This is a genomic window from Brevundimonas fluminis, from assembly GCF_003934285.1.
Classification (GTDB): Bacteria; Pseudomonadota; Alphaproteobacteria; order Caulobacterales; family Caulobacteraceae; genus Brevundimonas; species Brevundimonas fluminis.
In genome coordinates, this window is sequence record NZ_RQWJ01000002.1 from 455,750 (window position 1) to 476,820 (window position 21,071).

At 72.3% G+C, this 21,071-nt stretch carries 23 protein-coding genes and 2 tRNA genes; 3 read left to right on the forward strand and 22 right to left on the reverse strand.

The genetic code is table 11. The annotated features are described in order from the left end of the window. Positions 1–18 precede the first annotated feature (18 nt). Positions 19–1,743, forward strand: a complete 1,725-nt coding sequence (locus EFJ44_RS02780; RefSeq protein WP_125255657.1) for an amidohydrolase — start codon at positions 19–21, stop codon at positions 1,741–1,743. Here the strand turns inward: EFJ44_RS02780 and gspM are convergent. The 13 genes from gspM to EFJ44_RS02845 all read right to left on the reverse strand — a co-directional run bounded on the left by gspM (position 1,725) and on the right by EFJ44_RS02845 (position 12,372). Beyond that, positions 1,725–2,201, reverse strand: coding sequence for a type II secretion system protein GspM (gspM, locus tag EFJ44_RS02785; RefSeq protein WP_125255658.1), 477 nt, complete (start codon positions 2,199–2,201; stop codon positions 1,725–1,727). The genes EFJ44_RS02780 and gspM overlap by 19 nt on opposite strands. Further along, complete coding sequence (gene gspL, locus EFJ44_RS02790) at positions 2,198–3,295, reverse strand: type II secretion system protein GspL (protein ID WP_125255659.1); 1,098 nt, start codon at positions 3,293–3,295, stop codon at positions 2,198–2,200. Before gspL ends, gspM begins: the two co-directional genes overlap by 4 nt. Then, a complete protein-coding gene (gene gspK, locus EFJ44_RS02795; RefSeq protein ID WP_125256059.1) occupies positions 3,292–4,251 on the reverse strand; it encodes a type II secretion system minor pseudopilin GspK in 960 nt (319 codons plus the stop codon). The genes gspL and gspK overlap by 4 nt, the downstream gene beginning before the upstream one ends. 17 nt (positions 4,252–4,268) lie before the next feature. Further along, positions 4,269–4,835 carry a type II secretion system minor pseudopilin GspJ gene (gene gspJ / locus EFJ44_RS02800; RefSeq protein WP_125255660.1) on the reverse strand — a complete coding sequence of 189 codons (567 nt, stop codon included), beginning with the start codon at positions 4,833–4,835 and terminating at the stop codon, positions 4,269–4,271. After that, the gene (gene gspI / locus EFJ44_RS02805; RefSeq protein ID WP_125255661.1) at positions 4,832–5,194 is read right to left on the reverse strand and encodes a type II secretion system minor pseudopilin GspI; all 363 of its coding nucleotides are present in this window, start codon (positions 5,192–5,194) and stop codon (positions 4,832–4,834) included. The genes gspJ and gspI overlap by 4 nt, the downstream gene beginning before the upstream one ends. After that, positions 5,191–5,658 (reverse strand): GspH/FimT family pseudopilin, encoded by a 468-nt coding sequence (locus tag EFJ44_RS02810; protein WP_125255662.1) that lies wholly within the window; start codon positions 5,656–5,658, stop codon positions 5,191–5,193. Before EFJ44_RS02810 ends, gspI begins: the two co-directional genes overlap by 4 nt. Further along, positions 5,630–6,139: a type II secretion system major pseudopilin GspG gene (gene gspG, locus EFJ44_RS02815; RefSeq protein ID WP_125255663.1), complete on the reverse strand. Its 510-nt coding sequence runs from the start codon at positions 6,137–6,139 to the stop codon at positions 5,630–5,632. Before gspG ends, EFJ44_RS02810 begins: the two co-directional genes overlap by 29 nt. Positions 6,140–6,147: 8 nt before the next feature. After that, positions 6,148–7,359, reverse strand: a complete 1,212-nt coding sequence (gene gspF, locus EFJ44_RS02820; protein ID WP_125255664.1) for a type II secretion system inner membrane protein GspF — start codon at positions 7,357–7,359, stop codon at positions 6,148–6,150. Beyond that, positions 7,359–8,849 (reverse strand): type II secretion system ATPase GspE, encoded by a 1,491-nt coding sequence (gspE, locus tag EFJ44_RS02825; RefSeq protein WP_125255665.1) that lies wholly within the window; start codon positions 8,847–8,849, stop codon positions 7,359–7,361. Before gspE ends, gspF begins: the two co-directional genes overlap by 1 nt. Continuing rightward, a complete protein-coding gene (gene gspD / locus EFJ44_RS02830; protein ID WP_125255666.1) occupies positions 8,846–10,912 on the reverse strand; it encodes a type II secretion system secretin GspD in 2,067 nt (688 codons plus the stop codon). The genes gspE and gspD overlap by 4 nt, the downstream gene beginning before the upstream one ends. Further along, positions 10,912–11,757, reverse strand: a complete 846-nt coding sequence (locus tag EFJ44_RS02835) for a type II secretion system protein N (protein ID WP_241209652.1) — start codon at positions 11,755–11,757, stop codon at positions 10,912–10,914. The genes gspD and EFJ44_RS02835 overlap by 1 nt, the downstream gene beginning before the upstream one ends. 221 nt (positions 11,758–11,978) lie before the next feature. Beyond that, positions 11,979–12,063, reverse strand: a tRNA-Leu gene (locus tag EFJ44_RS02840). A 45-nt stretch (positions 12,064–12,108) separates the two neighbouring features. Next, the gene (locus EFJ44_RS02845; protein ID WP_125255667.1) at positions 12,109–12,372 is read right to left on the reverse strand and encodes a DksA/TraR family C4-type zinc finger protein; all 264 of its coding nucleotides are present in this window, start codon (positions 12,370–12,372) and stop codon (positions 12,109–12,111) included. A 141-nt stretch (positions 12,373–12,513) separates the two neighbouring features. On the opposite strand from EFJ44_RS02845, the gene EFJ44_RS02850 reads away from it, so the two are divergent. Continuing rightward, a complete protein-coding gene (locus EFJ44_RS02850) occupies positions 12,514–13,545 on the forward strand; it encodes a S41 family peptidase (protein ID WP_125255668.1) in 1,032 nt (343 codons plus the stop codon). Here EFJ44_RS02850 and EFJ44_RS02855 read toward each other — a convergent pair. From EFJ44_RS02855 to EFJ44_RS02870, 4 genes are read right to left on the reverse strand one after another with little or no spacing between them, the layout of a single operon-like run. Beyond that, complete coding sequence (locus EFJ44_RS02855; RefSeq protein ID WP_125255669.1) at positions 13,526–14,266, reverse strand: hypothetical protein; 741 nt, start codon at positions 14,264–14,266, stop codon at positions 13,526–13,528. The two genes, EFJ44_RS02850 and EFJ44_RS02855, sit on opposite strands and share 20 nt — an antisense overlap. Next, complete coding sequence (locus tag EFJ44_RS02860) at positions 14,266–15,273, reverse strand: fumarylacetoacetate hydrolase family protein (protein ID WP_125255670.1); 1,008 nt, start codon at positions 15,271–15,273, stop codon at positions 14,266–14,268. The genes EFJ44_RS02855 and EFJ44_RS02860 overlap by 1 nt, the downstream gene beginning before the upstream one ends. Before the next feature lie 23 nt (positions 15,274–15,296). Continuing rightward, positions 15,297–16,382: a serine hydrolase domain-containing protein gene (locus tag EFJ44_RS02865; RefSeq protein ID WP_125255671.1), complete on the reverse strand. Its 1,086-nt coding sequence runs from the start codon at positions 16,380–16,382 to the stop codon at positions 15,297–15,299. Continuing rightward, entirely contained in the window at positions 16,379–17,113 is a 735-nt protein-coding gene (locus EFJ44_RS02870) for a hypothetical protein (protein WP_125255672.1), read from the reverse strand. The genes EFJ44_RS02865 and EFJ44_RS02870 overlap by 4 nt, the downstream gene beginning before the upstream one ends. A gap of 135 nt (positions 17,114–17,248) precedes the next feature. Here EFJ44_RS02870 and EFJ44_RS02875 point away from each other — a divergent pair. Then, positions 17,249–17,322, forward strand: a tRNA-Gly gene (locus EFJ44_RS02875). A gap of 16 nt (positions 17,323–17,338) precedes the next feature. Here EFJ44_RS02875 and ruvB read toward each other — a convergent pair. From ruvB to EFJ44_RS02900, 5 genes are read right to left on the reverse strand one after another with little or no spacing between them, the layout of a single operon-like run. Beyond that, positions 17,339–18,367 (reverse strand): Holliday junction branch migration DNA helicase RuvB, encoded by a 1,029-nt coding sequence (gene ruvB / locus EFJ44_RS02880; RefSeq protein WP_125255673.1) that lies wholly within the window; start codon positions 18,365–18,367, stop codon positions 17,339–17,341. Continuing rightward, positions 18,364–18,984: a Holliday junction branch migration protein RuvA gene (gene ruvA / locus EFJ44_RS02885; protein WP_125255674.1), complete on the reverse strand. Its 621-nt coding sequence runs from the start codon at positions 18,982–18,984 to the stop codon at positions 18,364–18,366. The genes ruvB and ruvA overlap by 4 nt, the downstream gene beginning before the upstream one ends. Then, complete coding sequence (ruvC, locus tag EFJ44_RS02890; RefSeq protein ID WP_125255675.1) at positions 18,981–19,481, reverse strand: crossover junction endodeoxyribonuclease RuvC; 501 nt, start codon at positions 19,479–19,481, stop codon at positions 18,981–18,983. Before ruvC ends, ruvA begins: the two co-directional genes overlap by 4 nt. 46 nt (positions 19,482–19,527) lie before the next feature. Next, positions 19,528–20,220, reverse strand: coding sequence for an MgtC/SapB family protein (locus EFJ44_RS02895; protein WP_125255676.1), 693 nt, complete (start codon positions 20,218–20,220; stop codon positions 19,528–19,530). A 42-nt stretch (positions 20,221–20,262) separates the two neighbouring features. Further along, positions 20,263–21,036, reverse strand: a complete 774-nt coding sequence (locus EFJ44_RS02900) for a YebC/PmpR family DNA-binding transcriptional regulator (RefSeq protein ID WP_125255677.1) — start codon at positions 21,034–21,036, stop codon at positions 20,263–20,265. Positions 21,037–21,071: the final 35 nt, after the last annotated feature.

Here is a 21,071-nt window from a genome sequence, read left to right on the forward strand (position 1 = left end):
ATCGTGAAGGTCGTTTCCATGCGTCTCCGCCTCGCCCTCACCGCCGCCGTCGCCCTGTCGGCGTTCGCTTCCGTCGCCGCCGCCCAGGACATGCTGATCTACGGCGGCACGATTCACACCGGGGTCGACGGCGCGGCGCCCGCATCGGTGGTTGTCGTGGACGATGGCCGGATCAGCTGGGTCGGCACGCCCGACCGCGCCGAGGTCCTGCCGGATGGCAGGACCCGCTTCCGCGCGGCCTCCCTGCCCGATGGACAAGTTATCATTTCGGACGAAGGTCGGACGTTCATCGACCTCAAGGGCGCGACGCTGTTCCCCGGCTTCACCGACGGGCACGCGCATCTGAACGGCATCGGCCAGCGCGAGCTGACGCTGAACCTCGAGGGCTCGGCCTCCGTCGCCGAGGCCATGCAGCGGCTGTCGGACTGGTCAGTGGCAAATCCCGACGGGCCGATCATCGGTCGGGGCTGGATCGAGACCCACTGGCCCGAGGGCCGCTTCCTGACGCGTCAGGATCTGGACGCCGCCGCGCCCGGCCGCATCGTCCTGCTGGGCCGCGCCGACGGCCATGCGGTGGTGGCCTCGTCCGCCGCGCTTCAGGCCGCCGGCGTCGACGCCGACACGGTCGCCCCCGACGGCGGCGAGATCCTGAAGGACGCGTCCGGCCAACCGACCGGCCTGCTGGTCGACGCGGCCGAACAGCTGGTCGCCGGCCTGATGCCGCGCGAGGACGAGGCGGCGACGCGGCGGGCCTACGACGCCGGCTTCCGCGTCTATTCCCGTTATGGCTGGACCGGCATCCACTACATGAGCGCGCCGTGGGCCGACGTGCCGCTGCTGGAGCGGATGGCCGAGGAGGGCGCCGCCCCGATCCGCGTCTACAACAGCGTGACCCCGGATGGGGCGCAGGCCCTGTTCGCCTCAGGCCCGCGCTCGGTGGCCGACGGCCGCGTCATCACCCGGGCGGTGAAATTCTATGCCGACGGGGCGCTGGGCTCGCGCGGCGCGGCCCTGTTCGAGCCCTATGCGGACCGCCCGGACACCACGGGCCTGATGCAGATGGGCGACGAGATCGTGCCGGTCTACGAGGCCGCCCTGCGCAGCGGCATCCAGGCGGCCACCCACGCCATCGGCGACCGCGGCAACCACTCGGTGGCGGACTGGTATGGACGCGCCATGGAGGCCGTCCCCGCCTCCGAGCGGCCGAACGGGGACGACGTCCGCTGGCGCATCGAACACGCGCAAATTCTGAGGCCGTCCGACTACGGATGGTTCGAGCGCCTTCCCCTCGTCGCCTCCATGCAGCCCAGCCACGCCATCGGCGACCTGCATTTCGCGCCGGCCCGCCTCGGCGACGCCCGGCTGGACGGCGCCTACGCCTGGCACAGCCTGACCGACCGCGGGGTGATCGTCGTCGGCGGCTCGGACGCCCCCGTGGAGCGCGGCGATCCGGCGATCGAATTCTACGCCGCCGTGGGGCGCCGCGACCTGTCCGGCTTCCAGGGCCCCGACTGGCGTCCCAACGAGGCGGTGGACCGGGCCACAGCCCTGAAGATGTTCACGATCTGGCCGGCCTGGGCCAGCTTCCGCGAGGACGAGCTGGGCACCATCGAGGTCGGGAAGCGCGCCGACTTCACCGTGTTCGACCTCGACCTGATGACCGTGCCGCTCGCCGACATCCCCAAGGCGAAGGCGGTCTACACCATCGTCGACGGCGTGGTGGTCTACGACGCCGAAGATTGAACCAGGGTTCCCTGGGCCGTCAGCGTGCCCTCGGCCGTCTCGGTGACGGTCAGGGCCAGCGGCTCGATCCCGTGCGCCCCGCGCAGGCCGGCGATCCAGCCGAACAGGGCCGGGGTCGCCGCCGAGGCGACGGTGAAGTCCAGCCCGCGATCGCCGGGCGAGAACCTGACCTCCAGGCCCATGGCCACGGCGGCCGGCTCGGCCCGCGCCTGAAGCGCCGCCGGATCGCTCGCCGCCGGCGGCGTCATGCGCGTCGCGGCGGCTTCGACCAGGGCGAGCCGGGCCTCGGAAACCGCCCGGCGCCCGGCCGCCGCCGCGCGCCACTCCAGCGACGGGGCGATCCCGCCGTACCACGCGATCAGCACCCCGATAAGCCCGCCCGTGACGGCGAGCATCGCGCGCTCCCGCGGGCTGCGTCCGTCCCACCAGGCCTTGAGTCGCGCCAGCCGCGCCTTCATCGCGCCGCTCCCACGATGACGTCCGAGGCCACGCGCCCGCCGTCGTCCACGGTGGAGACGTCCACCAGCGTCAGGCCCTGCGCCTCCATGGCCGTGCGGATCGCCTCCAGATCCTGATAGGCGGCATATCGCAACGAGGCGCGCACGCCCCCTTCCGGATCCACCGTCAGGCTGTCCAGTTCCGATTGCGGCACGGCTTCGAGCGCCGTGAACAGCGCCGCCGCCGCCGAGGCCACGCCGCCGGGCGGCGGCGACACCGCCAGCCGGCCTTCCGCCTCCGCGAGAGGATCCGCGGCCGACGCCAGGTCGGGGAAGATGCGGCGCGCCGTCGACGCGGCCCGGGCGTCGGCGTCGCGCGCCGCCGCGTCGTCGCGGACCGCCTCGGCCAGAATGAGGATCAGCGGCGACAGGGCCAGGGCGGCGGCCAGCGCCAGGGCGCGCCGCCACGGCTTCAGCCCTCCGGCCGTCAGGCGCACGGGCGCCGACAGGTCCAGCGCCGGGTTCATCGCCGCCCGGGCCAGCATGGCCTCGACCCTGCCCGAATCCTCCACGGCCAGCAGGGGGCGGCCGCCCGCGACGGTCTCGGCCAGATCGGGCTGGACCGAGACGGCGAGGTCCTCGGCCCGCAGCGCAAGATCGTCGCCGAACCGCACCGCCGTCGCCGCGCCGTCCGGTCCGGGCTCCAGCGCCAGGGCGTCGGGCAGCAGGACGGCGCCGGTGACGCCCGAGAGGCGCAGCCAGTCCGCCCAGGACGCGGCCACGGCCTCGTCGACGACCGCGACCCAGCTCCGCCCCTCCGCGTCCGTCGCGCCCACGGCCGCGCGCAGCCGCTCCGCCGGGGCCGCCAGATCGTCGCGCAGGGCCCAGAGGGCGGCCGCCCGCTTCTGCGCCGGATTGCCGGGCGGCAACGCCAGCCGCCGCATCGTGGCGCGCGCGCCGGGGACGATCGCCACGGACCGGGGAACGGCGACGGTCGCGGGGGCCTCCGGCGACAGACGTCCGCGCTCCAGCACCGCGCCGGAGGCGTCCAGCGTCATGAAGGGCGCGGCCTCTTCGGCACGGGCGGGCAGCAGGATCAGTCGGGTTCGGCTCATTCTTCGGGCGTCCAGCGGTGGACGACGGTGCGCACCGTCGCGTCGGGCATGACCTGCAGAGTCGCGCTGCGGACGGCGACGGCGTCGCCATGCCGGACCTCCACCTGCAGGTCGAAGAAGCGGGTGACCAGGGTCAGCTGGTCGTAGACCTCGGAGGGCGCCTGCGCGGTGACCAGCGCGGGCTGATCCCAGAACGCGTTCAGATCGGTCCAGCCGTCGGTCGGCCGGGCGGCGATGGCGGCGCGCGCCTGGGCCGGGGTGATCCGCCCCTCCACCAGCATGACCAGAAGGGGCGCGTCCTCGGGACGCAGACCGTTGGGATTGATCGGGCTCAGCACCGCCTCGGGCAGGGCGCACAGGTGCGGCCGCAGCCGGGCGTAGACCTCGGCGTCCACGCCCTTGACCGCGCGCAGTTCGCTGACCTCCGTCAGCAGCGTGCCTGAGGTGCGGTAGGGCCGGGGCAGGGCGGCGTAGGCGGCGTCTTCGGCCCCGCGCGGCAGCGCTGTGGAATCGCTGTCGATCCAGTCGGTCAGGGCCTCGGCCACGGCGCGCATGCGGCCCTCGTCGAGTCCGACGGCGCGCCCCAGCGCGACCAGCTGCGCCGCCGCCCGCGGCCGCGCCACCCAGGTTCCCGGCCCGCCCTGAACCACGCCGTTCAGGTTGAAGCAGGCCTGGCCGTCCCGGATCACGGCCGACATGGCCCCGCCCTCGTCGGTGGGGAAGGCCAGCGGCCGGCCGTTCCACTCGGGCTGGAAGGGCGTGCGGGCCGGGTTCTGCCGCGCCAGCCGCGCCAGTCGTTTGCGCGCCAGGGCCTCGGCGCCGATGGCGTACCACTGCGCCTGACTCATCTGGTCGGCGTTGGTCGCGCGGCGCAGGGAGAAGCGCACGTCGTCGAGCACGGCCGCCGCGACCGCCGCCATGACGGCGACCATCAACAGCACCGTCAGCAGGGCCATCCCCTCGCGCGCCCGCTTCACCGGCCCGACCCCACAAGCAGGAGCATCTCGACGGGGCCCGTGTCTTCCAGGGTCATCCGGACGCGGACGGCGTCGGGCGACAGCTGCATCGGCGGCCGAGGGAAGAAGACCGGCGTCTCCACTTCCAGCGAGACGAAGCTGACCTGAACGTCGGTCACGTCGCGCGCCACGACCTGGGCCGGTCCGACCGCGGTCCCGGTGACCTGGTCCGCCACGCGACGCTCCAGCCGGCCGTCGACCACCCGCCATTCGACCCGCTGCAGCGACGGGCGCCCCCGGTCGGCGGGGTTGGCCCAGCCTGTGCGGACCAGTTCCAGCATCACGCCGTCGCCGGACCGGATGGGGCCGACCGTAGGATCGTTCCGCCCCACGGCCTGACCGACGTCGGCCTTGAGCAGGGCGCGCAGCCGCTGCAGCTCGGCCGTGCGCGCGTCGGCGGCCCTGACCGCGAACCGGCCCTCGACGGCGGTCGCCATCACCGCCGTGCCGGCGGCGGCCAGCAAGGCGAAGATCACCAGGGCGATCAGCACCTCGGCCAGGGTGAAGCCGGCACGCGTACTCATTGCGCCCGCCCCCGGAACAGGATGGCCTCCGCTGCGGTCCAGACGCCGTCCTCCGACACCTTGACCTCGATGCGGAGCATGTCGGGATCGGGCGTGGCCGTGACGATGCGTCGCCAGCGCCAGTCCCGGCCGGCCATGGAGGCGGTTCCGGCCGTCTCGCCCTCGGCCGGCGGGTCGACGCTGGTCAGGGCCTGCACCGCCAGGTTGTCGGCGACGATGGCGGCCACCGTACGCGTCTCCACGTCCGCCGCCGCCCGGGCGTTCTCGCCGGACAGCTTCAGCAGCGCCAGCGCGGCGAGGCTGAAGACGGCCAGGGCGACCAGCAGCTCGATGAGCGTGAACCCTCTCCGGCCGGTCATCGCACAACCACCTCGCCGCCCGCGTCGACGGTCACGATCGCGCGGACCCCGTCGCGGGAGAGGGCGATCTCGGCGCCTTCCGCGACGCCGGTCGGGTCGAAGGTGACCCGCGCCTCGGCGGGGACGACGACGGCGATCGTGCCTTCTTCCCAGCGCTCCGGACCGAACGGTCCGTCGGTCAGGGGCGCCCAGTCGGCGCCGTCGAGGCGGGCGAAGCCGTAGCCGTCGCGCTGGAACTCCACCGTCGTCGCGCGCCCGGCCAGCAGGGCCTCCTCCCGCGCCGCCACGAGCCGAGCGCCCAGGCGCTCGGCCTCGCGATCCACGCCGGGGCGCGGATCAGGCGCGACGAGCACCACCGCCGTGGCGGCCAGGCCCACGACGGCGATCGTCACCAGCAGCTCGACCAGGGTGAAGCCCGGGCGCGACTGCGGACGGTCAGCCCTGCCAGTTGCCCAGGTCCGCATCCTCGCCCTCGCCCCCCTCGCGGCCGTCGGCGCCCAGAGAGAACACGTCGAACGCCTGACCGTGCGCGCTGGGCCGGCGGTATTGATAGGCGTTGCCCCATGGATCCTCGGGCAGACGGCGCACGTAGCCGCCCTGACGATAGCGCTCCGGCCGCGCCAGTCCGGCGGGGGCGGAAACCAGCGCCTGCAGCCCCTGTTCCGTCGTCGGAAACGCCAGATTGTCCAGCCGGTACTGCTCCAGCGCCGTCTCCAGCGTGGCCACGTCGGCGCGCGCCTTGCCGACCATCGCCCTGTCCTGGCTGGGGAGGACGTTGATCGCCACCACCGTGGCCAGAAGGCCGATGATGACGATGACGACCATCAGCTCCACCAGGGTGAAGCCGTCTCTTTGACGGACCCTGCCGCGCGCGCCGCGGGCGCTCGCTGCTTGAGGACGGCGCGGCGTCGCGCGGGTCAGGGCGTGAAGGAGGATGTTGCGCATGGCGTCTCTCAACCGGCGGCCAGGGTGTTGATCTGAAGAATGGGGAGCAGGATCGACAGCACGATCACGGCCACGACCCCGCCCATGACGACGATGACGACGGGCTCGAGCAGGCTGAGCATCACCGCCGTGAAGGTGGTGAACTCCCGCTCCAGATAGTCCGCGGCGCGATCCATCATCGGTTCCAGCCGCCCGGAGTTCTCGCCCGACGCCGTCATGTGGACGAGGATCGGGGGAAAGACGTCGGCGCGGCGCATGGCGGCGGCCAGACCGCCCCCCTCGCGCACCGCGTCGGCCATCGATTCGGTGGCCTGCCTCAGTTTCATGTTCGCGACCGTCCGAGCCGTGATCGTCAGCCCCTCCAGCACGGGGAGACCCGAGGCGATCATCGCCGCCAGCGTCCGCGCCATGGCCGCGCCGTGCAGGTCGCGCGTCAGTCGGCCGACCACCGGCAGGGTCAGGATCCAGGCGTCGGCCTTCAGCCGCAGCGCCGGCCGCCTCAGCGCGAGCCCGACGCCGGCCGCGACGCAGACAGTGAAGAGCGCCGCGATCCAGCCGCCCGTGCGCATGGCGTCGGACACGGCGATGACGATCCGGGTCAGCAGCGGCAGCGTCTGGTTCATGCTGTCGAACTGTTCGACCACCTTGGGCACGACCAGGGTCATCAGGGCGATCACGACGCCCAGCGCCACGACCGCCAGCACGGCCGGATAGACCAGCGCCGTGATCACCTTTCCGCGCACCTGCTGGTCGCGTTCCAGCCCGTCGGCCAGCCGCTCGAGGATGGGGCCCAGACCGCCCGAGCTCTCCCCCGCCGCGACCATAGCGCGATACAGCGGCGGAAACGCCTGTCCCTGACGCGCCATGGCGTCCGACAGGCGACGCCCCTCCAGCACCCCGGCGTGGACGCCTTCCAGCACGCGTCGCGCGGCGGGCCGGTCGGCCTGCAGCGCCAGCGTCCTGACCGCCTCCTCGACCGGGGCGACGGCGATCAGGGTCGCGAGCTGGCGGGTGATCAGGGCCAGCGAGCGGGCGGGCAGGCGGATACCCTTCCCCGTGGCCGTACCCGTCGTTGGCTGCTGCCGTGCGGGCTTCAGTTCCAGCGGCATCAGCCGCCGCTTCTCCAGCGCGCCGCGCGCGCGCGTCTCGTCAGCCGCCTCGACCGCGCCGGTGACGCGCCGCCCGCCGGCGTCCAGCGCCACGTAGTCGAACGCCGCCATCAAGCGGCCTCTTCCGACGCCGCCGCGGCGTCCTGCCGGATCACGCGGACGGCTTCCTCCAGGGAGGTCGTGCCGGCCAGCACCAGATCGCGCGCCCGCGACGCCAGATCCGCGCCCTTCTCGAACGCAGCGGCGGCGATGGCGTCCTCGGCCGCCTCTGCCGAAATCAGGCGGCGCACGCGGTCGTCGACCCGGATCATCTCATAGACGCCGACGCGTCCCTGATGGCCGGTGTGGTTGCAGGCCGGACATCCGACCGCGCGCCACACGCGCGTGCCGGTCTTCACCCCGATCAGCTTCGCGCTGGCCCCGTCGGCCGGTTCCTCGCGGCGGCAGGCGGGGCACAGTCGTCGCACCAGACGCTGGGCCACGATGAGCCGCAGGGTCGAGGCCAGCAGGAAAGGCTCCACCCCCATGTCGCGCAGACGCGTCACGGCGCCGGCGGCGTCGTTGGTGTGCACCGTCGACAGCACCAGATGGCCGGTCAGCGACGCCTGCACCGCGATGTGCGCCGTCTCCACGTCACGGATCTCGCCCACCATGACCACGTCCGGGTCCTGACGCAGGATGGCGCGCAGGCCCGCTGCGAAGGTCATGCCGACCTTTGGGTTCACCTGCGTCTGGCCGATGCCCTCGACGGCGTACTCGACCGGATCCTCGACCGTGAGGATGTTCCGCGTCGCGTCGTTCAGCAGCGACAGGCCGGCGTAAAGGCTGGTGGTCTTGCCCGAGCCGGTGGGTCCGGTGACCAGGATGATGCCGTTCGGCTCGCGCAGCGCCGCCTCGAACGTCGCCAGCGACGCGGGGTCCATGCCGAGATCGGCCAGACCCAGATCGCCCTGGTCCTTGTCGAGGATGCGCAGCACCACCCGTTCGCCCGCCCGCGACGGCAGGGTGGAGACGCGCACGTCCAGCGTCTTGCCGCCCAGCGCCAGCGGGATGCGGCCGTCCTGCGGCACGCGTTTCTCGGCGATGTCCAGCCGTGCCATCACCTTCACGCGCGACGCCAGCAGGGGCGTGATGCGGGGGTTCAGGCTCAGCGCCTCGCGCAGCACGCCGTCGATGCGGAAGCGTACGATCAGCGCGGTCTCATAGGGTTCAAGGTGCACGTCCGAGGCGCCGGCGCGGACCGCCTCGGCGATGATGCCGTTGATCATGCGGATGACCGGAGCGTCGTCCGACCCGTCCAGCAGGTCGGCGGCCGCCGGCAGGTCGTCGATCATGCCGTCCAGCCCGTCGGGCAGGGCCAGGTCCGCGTCGTCGCCAACGCGGTCGCCGGCGTAGACTTCGGACAGGCGGCGGTCGAACTCCGCCCGGCTCAGCCGTTCGACCAGCAGCGGCAGGCCCAGCGCCCGCCGCGCCTCCACGAGCGCGAGCGGGTCGGCGCCCTCGCGCAGACCCACATGCGCCGCCTCGCCCGCATCCAGCAGGACGACCCCGGCCTTGCGGGCGAAGGCGTAGGGCAGGAAGGGCGCGGCCAGACCGGTCATTGCAGGGGCTGACCCTCCACCGGCGCGACGGGAGCGGTCGGCGCTTCCAGATACTGGGGCGGCACCGGCGGCTGGGTGCGGATGTAGTCGCGCAGCAGCTCGTCCAGGCTCGGCTCCTGATCCGGCGCGACGCGCAGCTGCTGGTCGCGCATGTAGCCCCAGCGGTCGGCGGAAAGACGCTGGGCGTCCTGCGGCGTGCGGATGATGGTCGGGCGGATGAAGACCATCAGATTGGTCCGGCCGCGCTGACGGCTCTCCGACCGGAACAGGCCGCCGACCAGCGGCAGGTCGCGCAGGCCGGGAATGCCGTCGACCGAAACGCGCTCGTTCTGGTCAAGCAGGCCGCCGGCGACGGCGATGTCGCCGTCGTCGACGACCAGCGTCGTCTCGATCTCGCGCGTGTCGAACACGAGGTCGTTCGCGCTGTTCGACAGGATGCCGTTCACGCTCGACACCTCCTGGCGGATGTACAGGGTCACGCTGTCGCCGGCGTTGATCTGGGGACGGACGGTCAAGCGGACGCCGATCTCCTTGCGCTCGGTGGTGCGGAACGGATTGGTCTGACCGTCCAGCAGGACGTCGCCCGTCGTCACCGGCACCTCCTGCCCGACCAGGATGTTGGCCTCGACGTTGTCGAGCGTGATGACCGACGGCGTCTGCAGCAGGTTCGACCCGCTGTCGGTCTTGGCCGCGTTGATGATGAAGCCGAACAGGCCGTCGCCGATGCGGCCGGCGCCGCCGCCGACGAAGCCGTTGGCCCCCAGCAGGCTGTTCAGCGCCAGATCGCGCGCCTGCTCGAGCAGCGGGTCGTCCGCGTCCAGTTCCTCATTGGCCGCGACGCCGCCCAAGATCGGCAGCAGGGGCGCGGTGCGGTCGGAATAGTTGGTGAAGCCGACGGGGTTGCCGTCCTCACCGGCCAGCACCCACTGGACGCCCAGTTCCTTGACCGCGTCGTCCGACAGTTCGACCACGATGGCTTCGATCAGCACCTGCGGCCGGCGGCGGTCCAGCTGGGCGATGACGGCGGCCAGCATGCGCTGCGTCTCCGGCGGGGCCGAGATGATCAGGGCGTTGGCGCCCGAATAGCGGGCGATGGAGGCGCGCTGGCCGGTCGCCGTCGTGGCCGTCACCGCCTGCGGCGCCGTCTCTCCGTTCTCGGACGATACGGCGCCGGACCGAGCGGCGGGCGCGGCCCCCGCCACCGGCTGGCCCACGACCTGTTGCAGCACCGGCAGCAGTTGCTCCGCGTCGGCGTGCTCGAGGAAGATCACCCGCACGTCGTCGTTCTGCAGCGCCCGGCGGTCCAGATCGGCGATGAGGCCCTGCACGCGGGCCAGCGCCGCCGGCTCGCCGCGCAGGACGATGGAGTTGGAGCTCTCCACCGCCGTCACCGTGACCAGGCCCGTCCCCGGCTGGCCGCCCGGAGGGGCCAGCACGTCGTCCAGCACGCCGGCGATCTCGCGGGCGTTGGAGTTCTCCAGCGAGACCACCACGATCTCGGTGGAGTCCACGTCGATGCGCCGGACAAGTTCCCGCACGCGGCGCAGGTTGTCGGCGAAGTCGGCGACCACGATGGTGTTGCTGTTCGGGTTGGCCAGCACCTGGCCCTGCGCGCCGATCAGGGGTCTGATGGTCTCCGCGGCGGAGGCGGCGTCGATGTTCTTGAGCACGAACACCTCGGTGCCGAACCGCTCGGCTCCGACGGTGGCCGGTCCCTGGGCCGCGCCCTGGGCCGGAGCGATGCGGTAGGCGCCCGAACTGGTCGGAATGACCACCAGGCCGTTGGCGCGCAGGGTCGACAGGAAGACGTCGTAGACCTCGGCCCGCGTCAGCGGCCGGTCGCTGGTCACCGTCACCGTGCCCTGAACCGCCGGGTCGACGATGAAGGTGCGGCCGGTGGTGCGGGCGATGTCCTGGATGAAGGCACGGATGTCGGCGCCCTGCACGTTCAGGACCTGCCGCTCCTGGGCCATGACCCCGGTCGGGACCGCGGCGGCGCCCAGCATCAGGGCGGCCATGACGGAAACGGCGGAGCCCCTCAGGCCCGTCTTGAAACGTCGCATCAGCGCCCCGTGCGGATGGTGGTGGTCGAGACGCGCCCGGCGCGCTCGTAACGGATGTCCACGGTCACGGCATCGGCCAGTTCGGCGCGCAGGCCCGACAGGGCCCCCATGCCGTTCAGTTCGATGCCGTTCACCGCCAGGATGACGTCGCCGCTCTGCAGACCCGCGCTTCGCAGAGCCTGTCCGTCGCCGGCGGCCGAGACGGTGAAGCCCGACACCGACATGCCCTTCATGCGCGGGCGCAGCGAGGCCTGGCCGATCAGACGCTGCGGATCGACGACCGGCGCGGCGGCGCGCGCCTCGGCGGTCGGCTCGGACTTCGGCGGGGCCACCACCTGGGGAGTCGAAGGCGCGGGGGGAGGGGGCGGGGCCACCTCCGTCTCGCCGAATTCGATCCGGCTGACGGTCGGTCCGCGCGCCACGGTGACGTGGTCGGTCTCGACGGTGCGCAGGACCAGTCCGGGCGCGATCTCCTCGCCGACGCCGACCGAGAGCTGGCGGCCGTCCGGCAGGCCGAGGATGGCGGAGCCACCCCCGCCCTGACCGGCCCGCACGCCGAACAGGCGCAGGCCTTCGACCGGTGCGGTGCGGTCCGCGACGGTCGGCGCGCCCGTGGGGAAGAACGCGTCGGCGCGGGCGAAGACGGCGATGTCGGGTCGGGCGGCGGACGCGACCGTCGGCGGAGTCGAGGCCGCCGCGGCCGGGGAAAGAAAGGCCACGGCCAATCGCATGCCCTGGGCCGCGATGAGCACCGCCAGCCCGCCCTCGGCCATGAGGCGCAGGCGGTCGGGCCGCGTGCCCAGGACGGCGACGTGGGCGCTCGCCCGTCCGATTTCCTGTCGCATCCGACCGATCACGGCGACGCCCCGAACCACCCCTCCGACGGGGCGGCTCCGTCCTAGACGATGCGTCCGTGCACGGCGCTCATGCCTGTGTGACGTTTGGGCGGCGCTTCCGCGAAACTCGCGCCGATCACGGCGAAACCGTCACGGTACTGTCAGGCCCGCCGGCCCGCTCCCGGGCGGCGTGACGGCCGCGTCGCGAGCGACGGCTGCAAGAGAGATGATGGTGCCCCGGGTCGGGCTCGAACCGACACTCCTTGCGGAACCGGATTTTGAGTCCGGCGCGTCTACCAATTCCACCACCGGGGCGCGGGAGGGCGATGCCATGCCGCGCCGCGCGCGTCCAGCCTCGGCCTATTTGAGCTGGCTGTCCTTGCTGCCGCGGCGGTTGATGCCGGGGATCACGGCGCGCGCGTCGCGGCCGGACTGGCATTCCACGCAGGTGATCACGCCGGGCAGGGCGCGGCGCCGCGCTTCGGGGATGGGGTCGCCGCACTCCCGGCAGTGGGTCGCGCCCTCGCCGTGGGGCAGCCGGGCGCGAGCATGCAGCACGGCGTCGCGCACCGTGTCGTCGATCTGATCCTGCACCGCCCCGTCGGGGGCCCATCCGGTCGCCATGTGCGTCGCCTTTCCCGACCTTTGAAGTAGGAAACCGGCGGCTGAATCCAAGCGTAGCCGCACCTGTCGAAAACGTAACGCTCCGGCGCGCATCCGCGTCGCCCCTTCGCCGCCTCCTTCCCGCGAACGAAGGAGTCCGTCATGTCCCGTCCCCGCCTGGCCGTTCTGGCCGCCGTCCTGCTGGCCTCCTGCGCCGGCCCCACCCTGGTCATGGCCCAGGCCCAGGCGCCGCATCCGCATGCGGCCATCACGCTGGAGCACCGCATCCGCGCCCTGGACGTGCTGGACCGCCGACTGGCGCATTACGTTCACGCCGATCTCACGCCCGCGATCCGCGCTCGACTGGCCGAGCGCCGGCCGCACTACCTGACTCTGACCGACCCGGACGCGTTCCGCGGCGCGATCAACGCCGACCTTCATGAAGTCAGCGGCGACAAGCACCTCCAGGTCTGGGTCGAGGGCCGCAGCCGCGACGACGTGATCGCCGAAGGGCCGCCGCCGACCATGGAGCAGATGGCGGCCGAGGAGGCGCGCAACGGCTTCGGGGTGCGCGCGGCCCGGCTGCTGGACGACGGCACGGCCTATCTGGACCTGGCCTATTTCAGCGGACACCCGGAGGGCGGCGCGGCGATCGACGCGGCGCTGGCCCCCCTGCGCGACGCCCCGGCCCTGATCATCGATCTGCGCACCAACGGCGGCGGGGGGGAGGCGGCCCTGTTGCGGCTGATGGGACATCTGGCGCCTCACCCCCTGCCTCTGGAGACCATCTTCTTCCGCCACTGCGAGCCGGACCCCAATGATCGCGAGGGTTGTCTGCAGGACGGTCGTCGCGACGAGCAGATCCGCCGCGCCGACGCCGTGGCGGATCCCGCCTTTCCGACGCGCCCGATCTACGTCCTGACCTCCCGGGACACATTCTCGGCGGCCGAGGCCCTCGCGTACGGCCTTCAGGCCCAGGGCCGCGCGACCGTGGTCGGCGAGGTCACGGGCGGCGGCGCCAATCCGTCGATCGCCATGGACCTCGGTCCGTGGTTCACGGTCATCATGCCCATCGCCGTGACCGTGCACCCGTCGACCGGAGGCAACTGGGAAGGCGTCGGCGTCACGCCGGACGTGGTCGTGCCGGCCGATCGCGCGCTGGAGACGGCGCTGGCTATTCGACGAGGGTCGTGAGGCGGATCGTGACGAGGCGGTCTATGGGCGTCTCCGGCTTGAGACGCGACTCCTGCAGGGAACGGACGCTGGCGCGACCGAAACCGTAGCCGACGGGCCCCTCGGCCTCGACCTCGCAGTCGTCCAGCATCCCGCGCACCCGCGTCATGCAGGTGACCACGGCCCAGCCGGACACATGATCCCGGGTCGCCATTGCCGGAATGTGCACGCGGCCCCGACGCGCCCAGGAGTCGTCGTCGAGCCGCAGGAATTCCGCCTCGTCGCGGTCGCTGACCAGAGGCTGGCCGCAGGCGGTCAGCAACCCCTCGATCGGCGCCTCGTCGGCGGGCGGCGTCAGGTCGACGCCGGCGGCCCGGTCGCCGAACCCGAACTGGAAGCGGGCGTCGGATCCGGAGGCCAGTCCCCGCATCAGATGCGCCGGCCGGTCGGCGACAAGATATCTCCCGTCCTCGGACCGGGCCCACTTCACGTCGCGCACGCGGCCTTCGCCGAAGCGGACCGCCCCTTCGATCTCCGGCACCGCGAGCTGGACGCCCTGCAGCAAAAGCTCGAGGGTTCCGCTCTGGCAGCGGCCGATCATCGCCACGCCCTGATCGGGGAACACGGCGTAGGCCAGTCGCACGTCGCCCGACTGCTGGGCGGTCCAGACCGGGGCCTGTTGCGCCGCGACCGGAGTGGCGGCCAGAACGACGACCATCGTCGAAATCGCCGATATTCTCATCAGACCGCCTCCACCGTCTGTTCGATCGCGCCGAAGATCGAGTGGTGCTTCTCGTCCAGCATCTCGATGCGCACGACGTCGCCCGTCTTCAGGAACGGCGTCTCCGGCTTGCCGTGCAGCAGGGTTTCCACCGTGCGGAGCTCGGCGATGCAGGAATAGCCCAGCCCGCCCTGGTCCACCGGCTTGCCCGGCCCGCCGTCGGCGTCGCGGTTCGACACCGTGCCTGAGCCGATGATCGAGCCGGCGCCCAGAGAGCGGGTCTTCGCCAGATGCGCGATCAGGGTCCCGAAGTCGAAGGTCATGTCCACGCCCGCGTCGGCCTGACCGAACGGCTTGCCGTTCAGCTCGACCGTCAGGGCCCCGTGCAGCTTGCCGTCCTTCCACCGGTCGCCAAGGGCGTCGGGGGTGACGAAGACGGGCGACAGGGCGCTGGCCGGCTTGGACTGGACGAAGCCGAACCCCTTGGCCAGTTCCGCGGGGATCAGGTTGCGCAGCGACACGTCGTTGACCAGACCCACCAGCCGGATGTGCGACAGCGCCTCGTCGCGGCTCGCGCCCAGCGGCACGTCGCCGGTCACCACCACCACCTCGGCCTCCAGATCGCAGCCCCAGGCCTCGTCCTTCAGGGGGATGGCGTCGCGCGGTCCCAGGAACCTGTCGGACCCGCCCTGGTACATCAGCGGATCGGTCCAGAAGCTGGCGGGCATCTCGGCGCCCCGCGCCTTCCGCACCAGTTCGACGTGGTTCACATAGGCCGAGGCGTCGGCCCATTGGTAGGCGCGCGGCAGCGGCGCCGCGGCCTCGCGCTCGTGGAACCGGCCGCGCGGGGCCGAGCCGTGCTCCAGCATTTCCGCCAGATTGCGCAGTTCGGGTTCGCAACGGTTCCAGTCGTCCAGCGCCGCCTGCAGGGTCGGCGCGATGAGGAAGGCGTCGGTGTACCAGGCCAGGTCTTCCGAGACGACGACGAGGCGGCCGTCGCGACCGTGCTTCAGGGATGCGAGTTTCATGACCGAGGCTTAGCCCGGCTTCGTCACAGCCGCCACCCCGGCTGAGCCCGCGCCATCGCCCATGCCGCGCGCTGCAGCTTCTCCACCGTGTCGGTGTAGGGCCCGCCCAGATTGGCCAGGGCCGCGAAGGCATAGCCCCCGGCCGTGCGGCACAGGAAGGCGGCGGTGCCCGGCAGGATGCCCGTGTGCCACCAGGTGTCGTCTCCGTCCACCTGCCAGCCGTGGCCGAAGTCGGCCCCGGGATATGGAACCGTGGCCATCGACCGGGTGGTGTTCGCATGCAGGGAATCCGGCACGCCGACGAATCCGTCGATGCGCGCCAGCAGGCGCAGCAGTTCCGTCGGCGTGGCGGTCCAGCCTCCGGCCGCGCCCAGCCTCCGTTGATCGTGCTGATGCGGCGGTCCGCCGGAGATGGAGACGTAGCCGCTCTCGTCGCGCGCCGGCGTTCTGTCGCCGATGCGCATGTCCCCGGCCCCGGACGGCTCCAGCAGCTCGCGCCGCACCCAGGTCTCGTAGGCTTCTCCCGTCGCGACCTCGATCACCCGGCCCAGCAGGACGTAGCCGAGGTTGGAATACTGCTGTCGCGTGCCGGGGCGGGCGGTCAGCGGTATATCCGCCAAGGCCCGGGCGATCATCCGGTCGCGGCCAAGCCCGTCGATCCGCATGGTCGGATCGGTCCCGTCGTTGGTCCACCCCCCGCCCGTGTGGCTGAGCAGATGCTCGACCGTGATCTCCCGCGCCCACGGCGAGGCGGCGCCATAGGTTTCGCCCAGCCACGACCCCGGACCAAAGATCCGGTCGCCCATGCCGATCCGGCCCCGCTCGGCCAGGGTCATGATCGCCGCCGCCGTGATCGGCTTCGACAGGCTGGCGATGCGCAGCCTGTGACCCGGGGTCAGCCGTGCGCCTTCCGGTCCCGTGCGGCCCCAGGCGCGGGCGAAGCGGACGCGCCCGTCCCGCGCCAGCGCCACCGACATGCCGGGCGCGCCCGTCAGCCCCATGAAGGTACGCGCGGCGTCGTCCGCGTCCCGGGCCGCGGCGGGCGCGGCCACGCCCAGCGTCGCGGTGGCCAGTCCTCCGGCGAGGATCCTCCGGCGGCTGAGGCTCACCTGTCCCAGACCCGCTTGCCCTCATGGTGATGATCGTCGGCGGGATCGTCGTGATGATGACCCTTGCCGCCGTGTCCGCTCTCGCGCGGCGGCATACGCGACAGCGCCGCCCGCGCCGCCTTCAGTTCGTCGACCCGGGCGCCGGACTGCGACCAGTGGTCGTGGAAGGCGCGCACCGCCTTCGCGATGGCGTCGACCTGCTCGTCGTGGCTCAGCTTGCGCGTTTTGGGCTTGTCGGCGGCCGGATCTGCGGGCGCGGGCGAGATGACGGTGACCGTGTTCACGGTCACGGGCGATGCGGCCGCCGCGACCGGCCCGGTCTTCGCGCCGCCCGCGGGCCCCGGCTTCGCCTCCTCCTTCGCCTCCCCCTTCAGCGCTTCGTCCAGCGTCTTGACCTTGGCGCCCATGCCGTTGGCCACGGTGATGACCGGACCCAGCAGGTCCTCGATGACCGCGCGCAGGGCCTTCGCCTTCTCGTGCAGTCTGTCGCTGGGGGCCGACAGGGCCGCCTGCGCCGCCTTGAGGACCCTCTTGTGAATCTCCTTCGGGGCCTCGTCCGGCCCGTCGGCCGCGCCGTCCCTTCGGCCCATCAGCCATGCCAGAGCGGCCACGCCGAGCAACAGGAGCAGGAACAGCCCGGCCACGATCGGCTCGACGCCGAGGAACAGCGGCTCATCGACGCCGCCAAAGCCCGCGGCAGGGACTCCGAACTCGGGGGTGAAATCGCTCACCATGACCTCCTGCGCCGACGCGGGAACCATGTTGACCGAGGCGGGCCGGCGATCAAGCCGGGATCGCGCGCGGCGCGAGGCCTTCGCCGCCCTTGAGACGCCGCCTGCCGTGCGATAGACCGGCCTCAGGCCATCGCGGGCATGATGTAGTGGTAGCCTGGCAGCTTCCCAAGCTGCTCGTGCGGGTTCGATTCCCGCTGCCCGCTCCAGCCGCTCCCGTCGAAATCAGTCGAACAGGCCGCCGGTTTCCGGCCGCTTCGGCGGCTCGGTCAGGCCCAGGTGGGCATAGGCGCGGGCGCAGGCCATGCGGCCGCGCGGGGTGCGCTGGATGAAGCCCTGCTGCAGCAGGTAGGGCTCGATCACGTCCTCGACCGCGTCGCGCGCCTCGGCGATCGCCGCCGCCAGCGTGTCCATGCCGACCGGCCCGCCGCCGTAATTCTCGATCAGCGCCTTGAGGAAGCGGCGGTCCAGCGAATCCAGCCCCGCCTCGTCGACCTCCAGCCGGGCCAGCGCCCGCGCCGCCTCCAGCTTTCCGACCGACGTCGAGCCCTCGGCGTCGGCGAAGTCGCGCACCCGGCGCAGCAGGCGGCCGGCCACCCGCGGCGTCCCGCGCGAGCGGGCGGCGATCTCCAGCGCGCCGTCCTCGGTGACCGTCGCCCCCATCTTGCGCGCCGTGCCCATGACCACGCGCGTCAGTTCCTGCGGCGTGTAGAATTCCAGCCTCAGCGGAATGCCGAACCGGTCGCGCAGCGGCGTGGCCAGCAGCCCCGCCCGCGTCGTGGCGCCAACCAGGGTGAAGGGCGCCAGATCGATCCGCACAGACCGCGCCGACGGCCCCTCGCCGATGATCAGGTCCAGCACATGGTCCTCCATGGCCGGATACAGGATTTCCTCGACCGCCGGATTGAGCCGGTGAATCTCGTCGATGAACAGGACGTCGCGCGGCTCCAGATTGGTCAGGATCGCCGCCAGATCGCCGGCCTTGGCCAGGATCGGGCCGCTGGTGGCTCGGAAGCCCACGCCCAGCTCGCGCGCCACGATCTGCGCCAGCGTGGTCTTGCCCAGTCCGGGCGGGCCGAACAGCAGGACATGATCCAGCGCCTCTGCCCGGCCGCGCGCGGCGTCGATGAAGACCTTCAGATTGCCCTTGGCCTGCTCCTGCCCGACGAACTCCGACAGGGTCTGCGGCCGCAGGGCGCGGTCGTAGATTTCGCCGGGGCCGGGGGCGGCCGAGATGAGGCGCTCGTCGGTCACCGGCCCAGCTCCTGCAGCGCGGCGCGGATGACGGCGGACAGGTCGGCGTCGTCGCCCAGCCGGATCAGGGCCTGATCCACCGCGCGGCGGGCGTTGACCTCGGCGACGCCGAGGCCGAGCAGGGCGGACACGGCCTCTCCGGTCAGGCTGGGAACGGCCGGGGCCGCCGCCGCGACGTGCACGCCGGGCGCCGACGGCGTGAAGGACACGTCGCCGAGCGGCTTGCCCTTCAGCTCGGTGACGATGCGCAGGGCCAGCTTGGGCCCGACGCCGTTCGCGCGCGCCACCGCCGCCTTGTCCTCGCGCGCCACGGCGGCGGCCAGGTCGCCGGGGGGCAGGACGTCCAGAACGCTCAGCGCCGCCTTGGGCCCCACGCCCTGGATCCCGGTCAGGGTGGTGAAGGCCCCCCGCTCGGACCGGTCGAGAAAGCCGTAGAGGCGCGGCCCACTCTCGGCGTTCCACACGTGCTCCACGTGCAGGGTCGCCTCGTCGCCCGGCGCGGGCAGGCGCTGCAGCGTGCGCGATCCGCAGGCGACGACGTAGCCCACGCCGCCGCAGTCGACGACGCAGTGATCGGCCTCGACCTCCGCCAGGATGCCGCGCAGCCGCCCGATCATGCCGCCAGTCCCGGCGCGCGGCGCACCTGCGCATGGGTGATGGCGACGGCCAGGGCGTCGGCGGCGTCGGCCGTCACGTCGCCGGCGGCGGGAAGCAGCCGCTTCACCATGAAGGCGATCTGGCTCTTGTCCGCATGTCCGGCGCCGACCACGGCCTTCTTGATCAGGTTCGGCGCATACTCGGCCACCGACAGCCCGGCCCGCGCGGGCGCCAGCATGACGGCGGCGCGCGCGTGGCTCAGCTTCAGGGTCGAGCCGGGGTTCATGTTGACGAAGATCTCCTCGATCGCGGCCTCGCCGCATCCGTGCGCGGCGCAGACCTCGGTCACGCCCTCCATGAGGGCCAGCAGCCGGGCCGACAGCGGGCCGCTCTCCGGCGGCCGGACGACGCCGTGGGCGATCCAGCGCAGACGCGAGCCGTGCGCCTCCACAACGCCCCAGCCGGTGCGGCGCAGGCCCGGGTCCAGTCCCAGAATGCGAGTCGCTTCGTTCGCCATCCGTTCCAGTCATGCCCGAAGGATGCCTAACGGACAATGACCGGCTTCAGTCGTCTCGCGGATCGAGGCTGAAGGCGCAGACGCCCGGCGTCGACGACAGGCGCTCGGCCAGGTCGGACAGGTCCGGATCGGCGGCGCGCACCCGGTATCCCACTCGCCGGGTCCCGTCGACTTCAAGCCCGTGAAAGGTGCGCTTCAGCCGGCCGTCCAGACGCTCGAGCGCGGCCTCGATGTTGGGAAGCGCCTCGTGGTCTCCCGGGCGCCAGGTGATGCAGACGTCCACCATGGTCCGCGACGGCAGCCGCTTGCTGATCAGCCGGAGCGCGATCAGGATCGCCAGCGTGAGCACCGTGGCCGCGCCGCCGAGGGCGAACAGGCCGGCCCCGAACGCCAGTCCCAGCGCCGCGGTGATCCACAGCGACGCCGCAGTGGTCAGGCCGTGGATCGAGAAGCCGGTCCGGAAGATCACGCCGGCGCACAGGAAGCCGATGCCGGTCAGAACCCCGTGCGCCATGCGGGTGGGGTCGGCCACGACCTCCGCGCCGGCGATCGGCAGGAACCGCCAGGCGCCCTGGCTGACCGCCATCTCCATCAGCAGGGCCGAGGCGAGGCAGACCAGGATGTGGGTGCGCAGGCCTGCGGCGCGGCCCCGCCATTCCCGCTCCAGCCCGATCAGGCCGCCCGCCGTCATGGCGGCGATCAGCGGCAGGGCGAAGTCGGGCAGGTCGGCGAAATCCATCGCTCCGTCAACGGAGGCTCGACGACGCAGGTTCCCGCGACGTCAGCCGCCGTAGGTCTCCCAGTCCGCGTCCGACACGTCTTCGTTCGAATAGACCTGCTGCACGTCGTCCTCGGCGTCCAGCGCGTCCATCAGCTTGACCAGGGCGCCCACCGCCTCGCCCGACAGCGGCACGGTCGACTGCGGCTTCCAGACTATGGCCGTCGACTTGGGGTCGCCCAGCACCTTCGACATCGCTTCCGCGACCTCGTTGAGATCCTCGAAGGCGGTCCAGATGGTGTGCCCCGGCGCGTCCTCGTAGACGTCCGGCTTGACCAGATCGCTCTCGACGTCCTGGGCCCCCGCCTCGATGGCGGCCTCCATGACGGCGTCCTCGGTGCCCGCCTCGGCCGGATAGTGGATCTTGCCGACCCGGTCCCACATGAAGGTGACGCTGCCGGTCTCGCCCAGGGCTCCGCCGTGCTTGGCGAAGGCGGCGCGGACGTTCGAGGCCGCGCGGTTGCGATTGTCGGTCAGGACCTCGACCACGAACTGGACGCCGCCGGGACCGCGGCCCTCGTAGCGGATCTCCTCCATGGCGTCGATTTCGCCGCCGGAGGCCTTCTTGATCGCCCGCTCGATGTTGTCCTTGGGCATGGACTCGGCCTTGGCGTTGTTCACCGCCAGACGCAGGCGCGGGTTCATGGCCGGGTCCGGCATTCCGGACTTGGCCGCCACGGTGATCTCGCGCGAGAGGCGGCTGAACAGCTTGGACCGCACCGCGTCGGCGCGCCCCTTGCGGTGCATGATGTTCTTGAATTTCGAATGGCCGGCCATGGAAGTCTCTTGGTTGCCCTACCGCTCGCGACGCG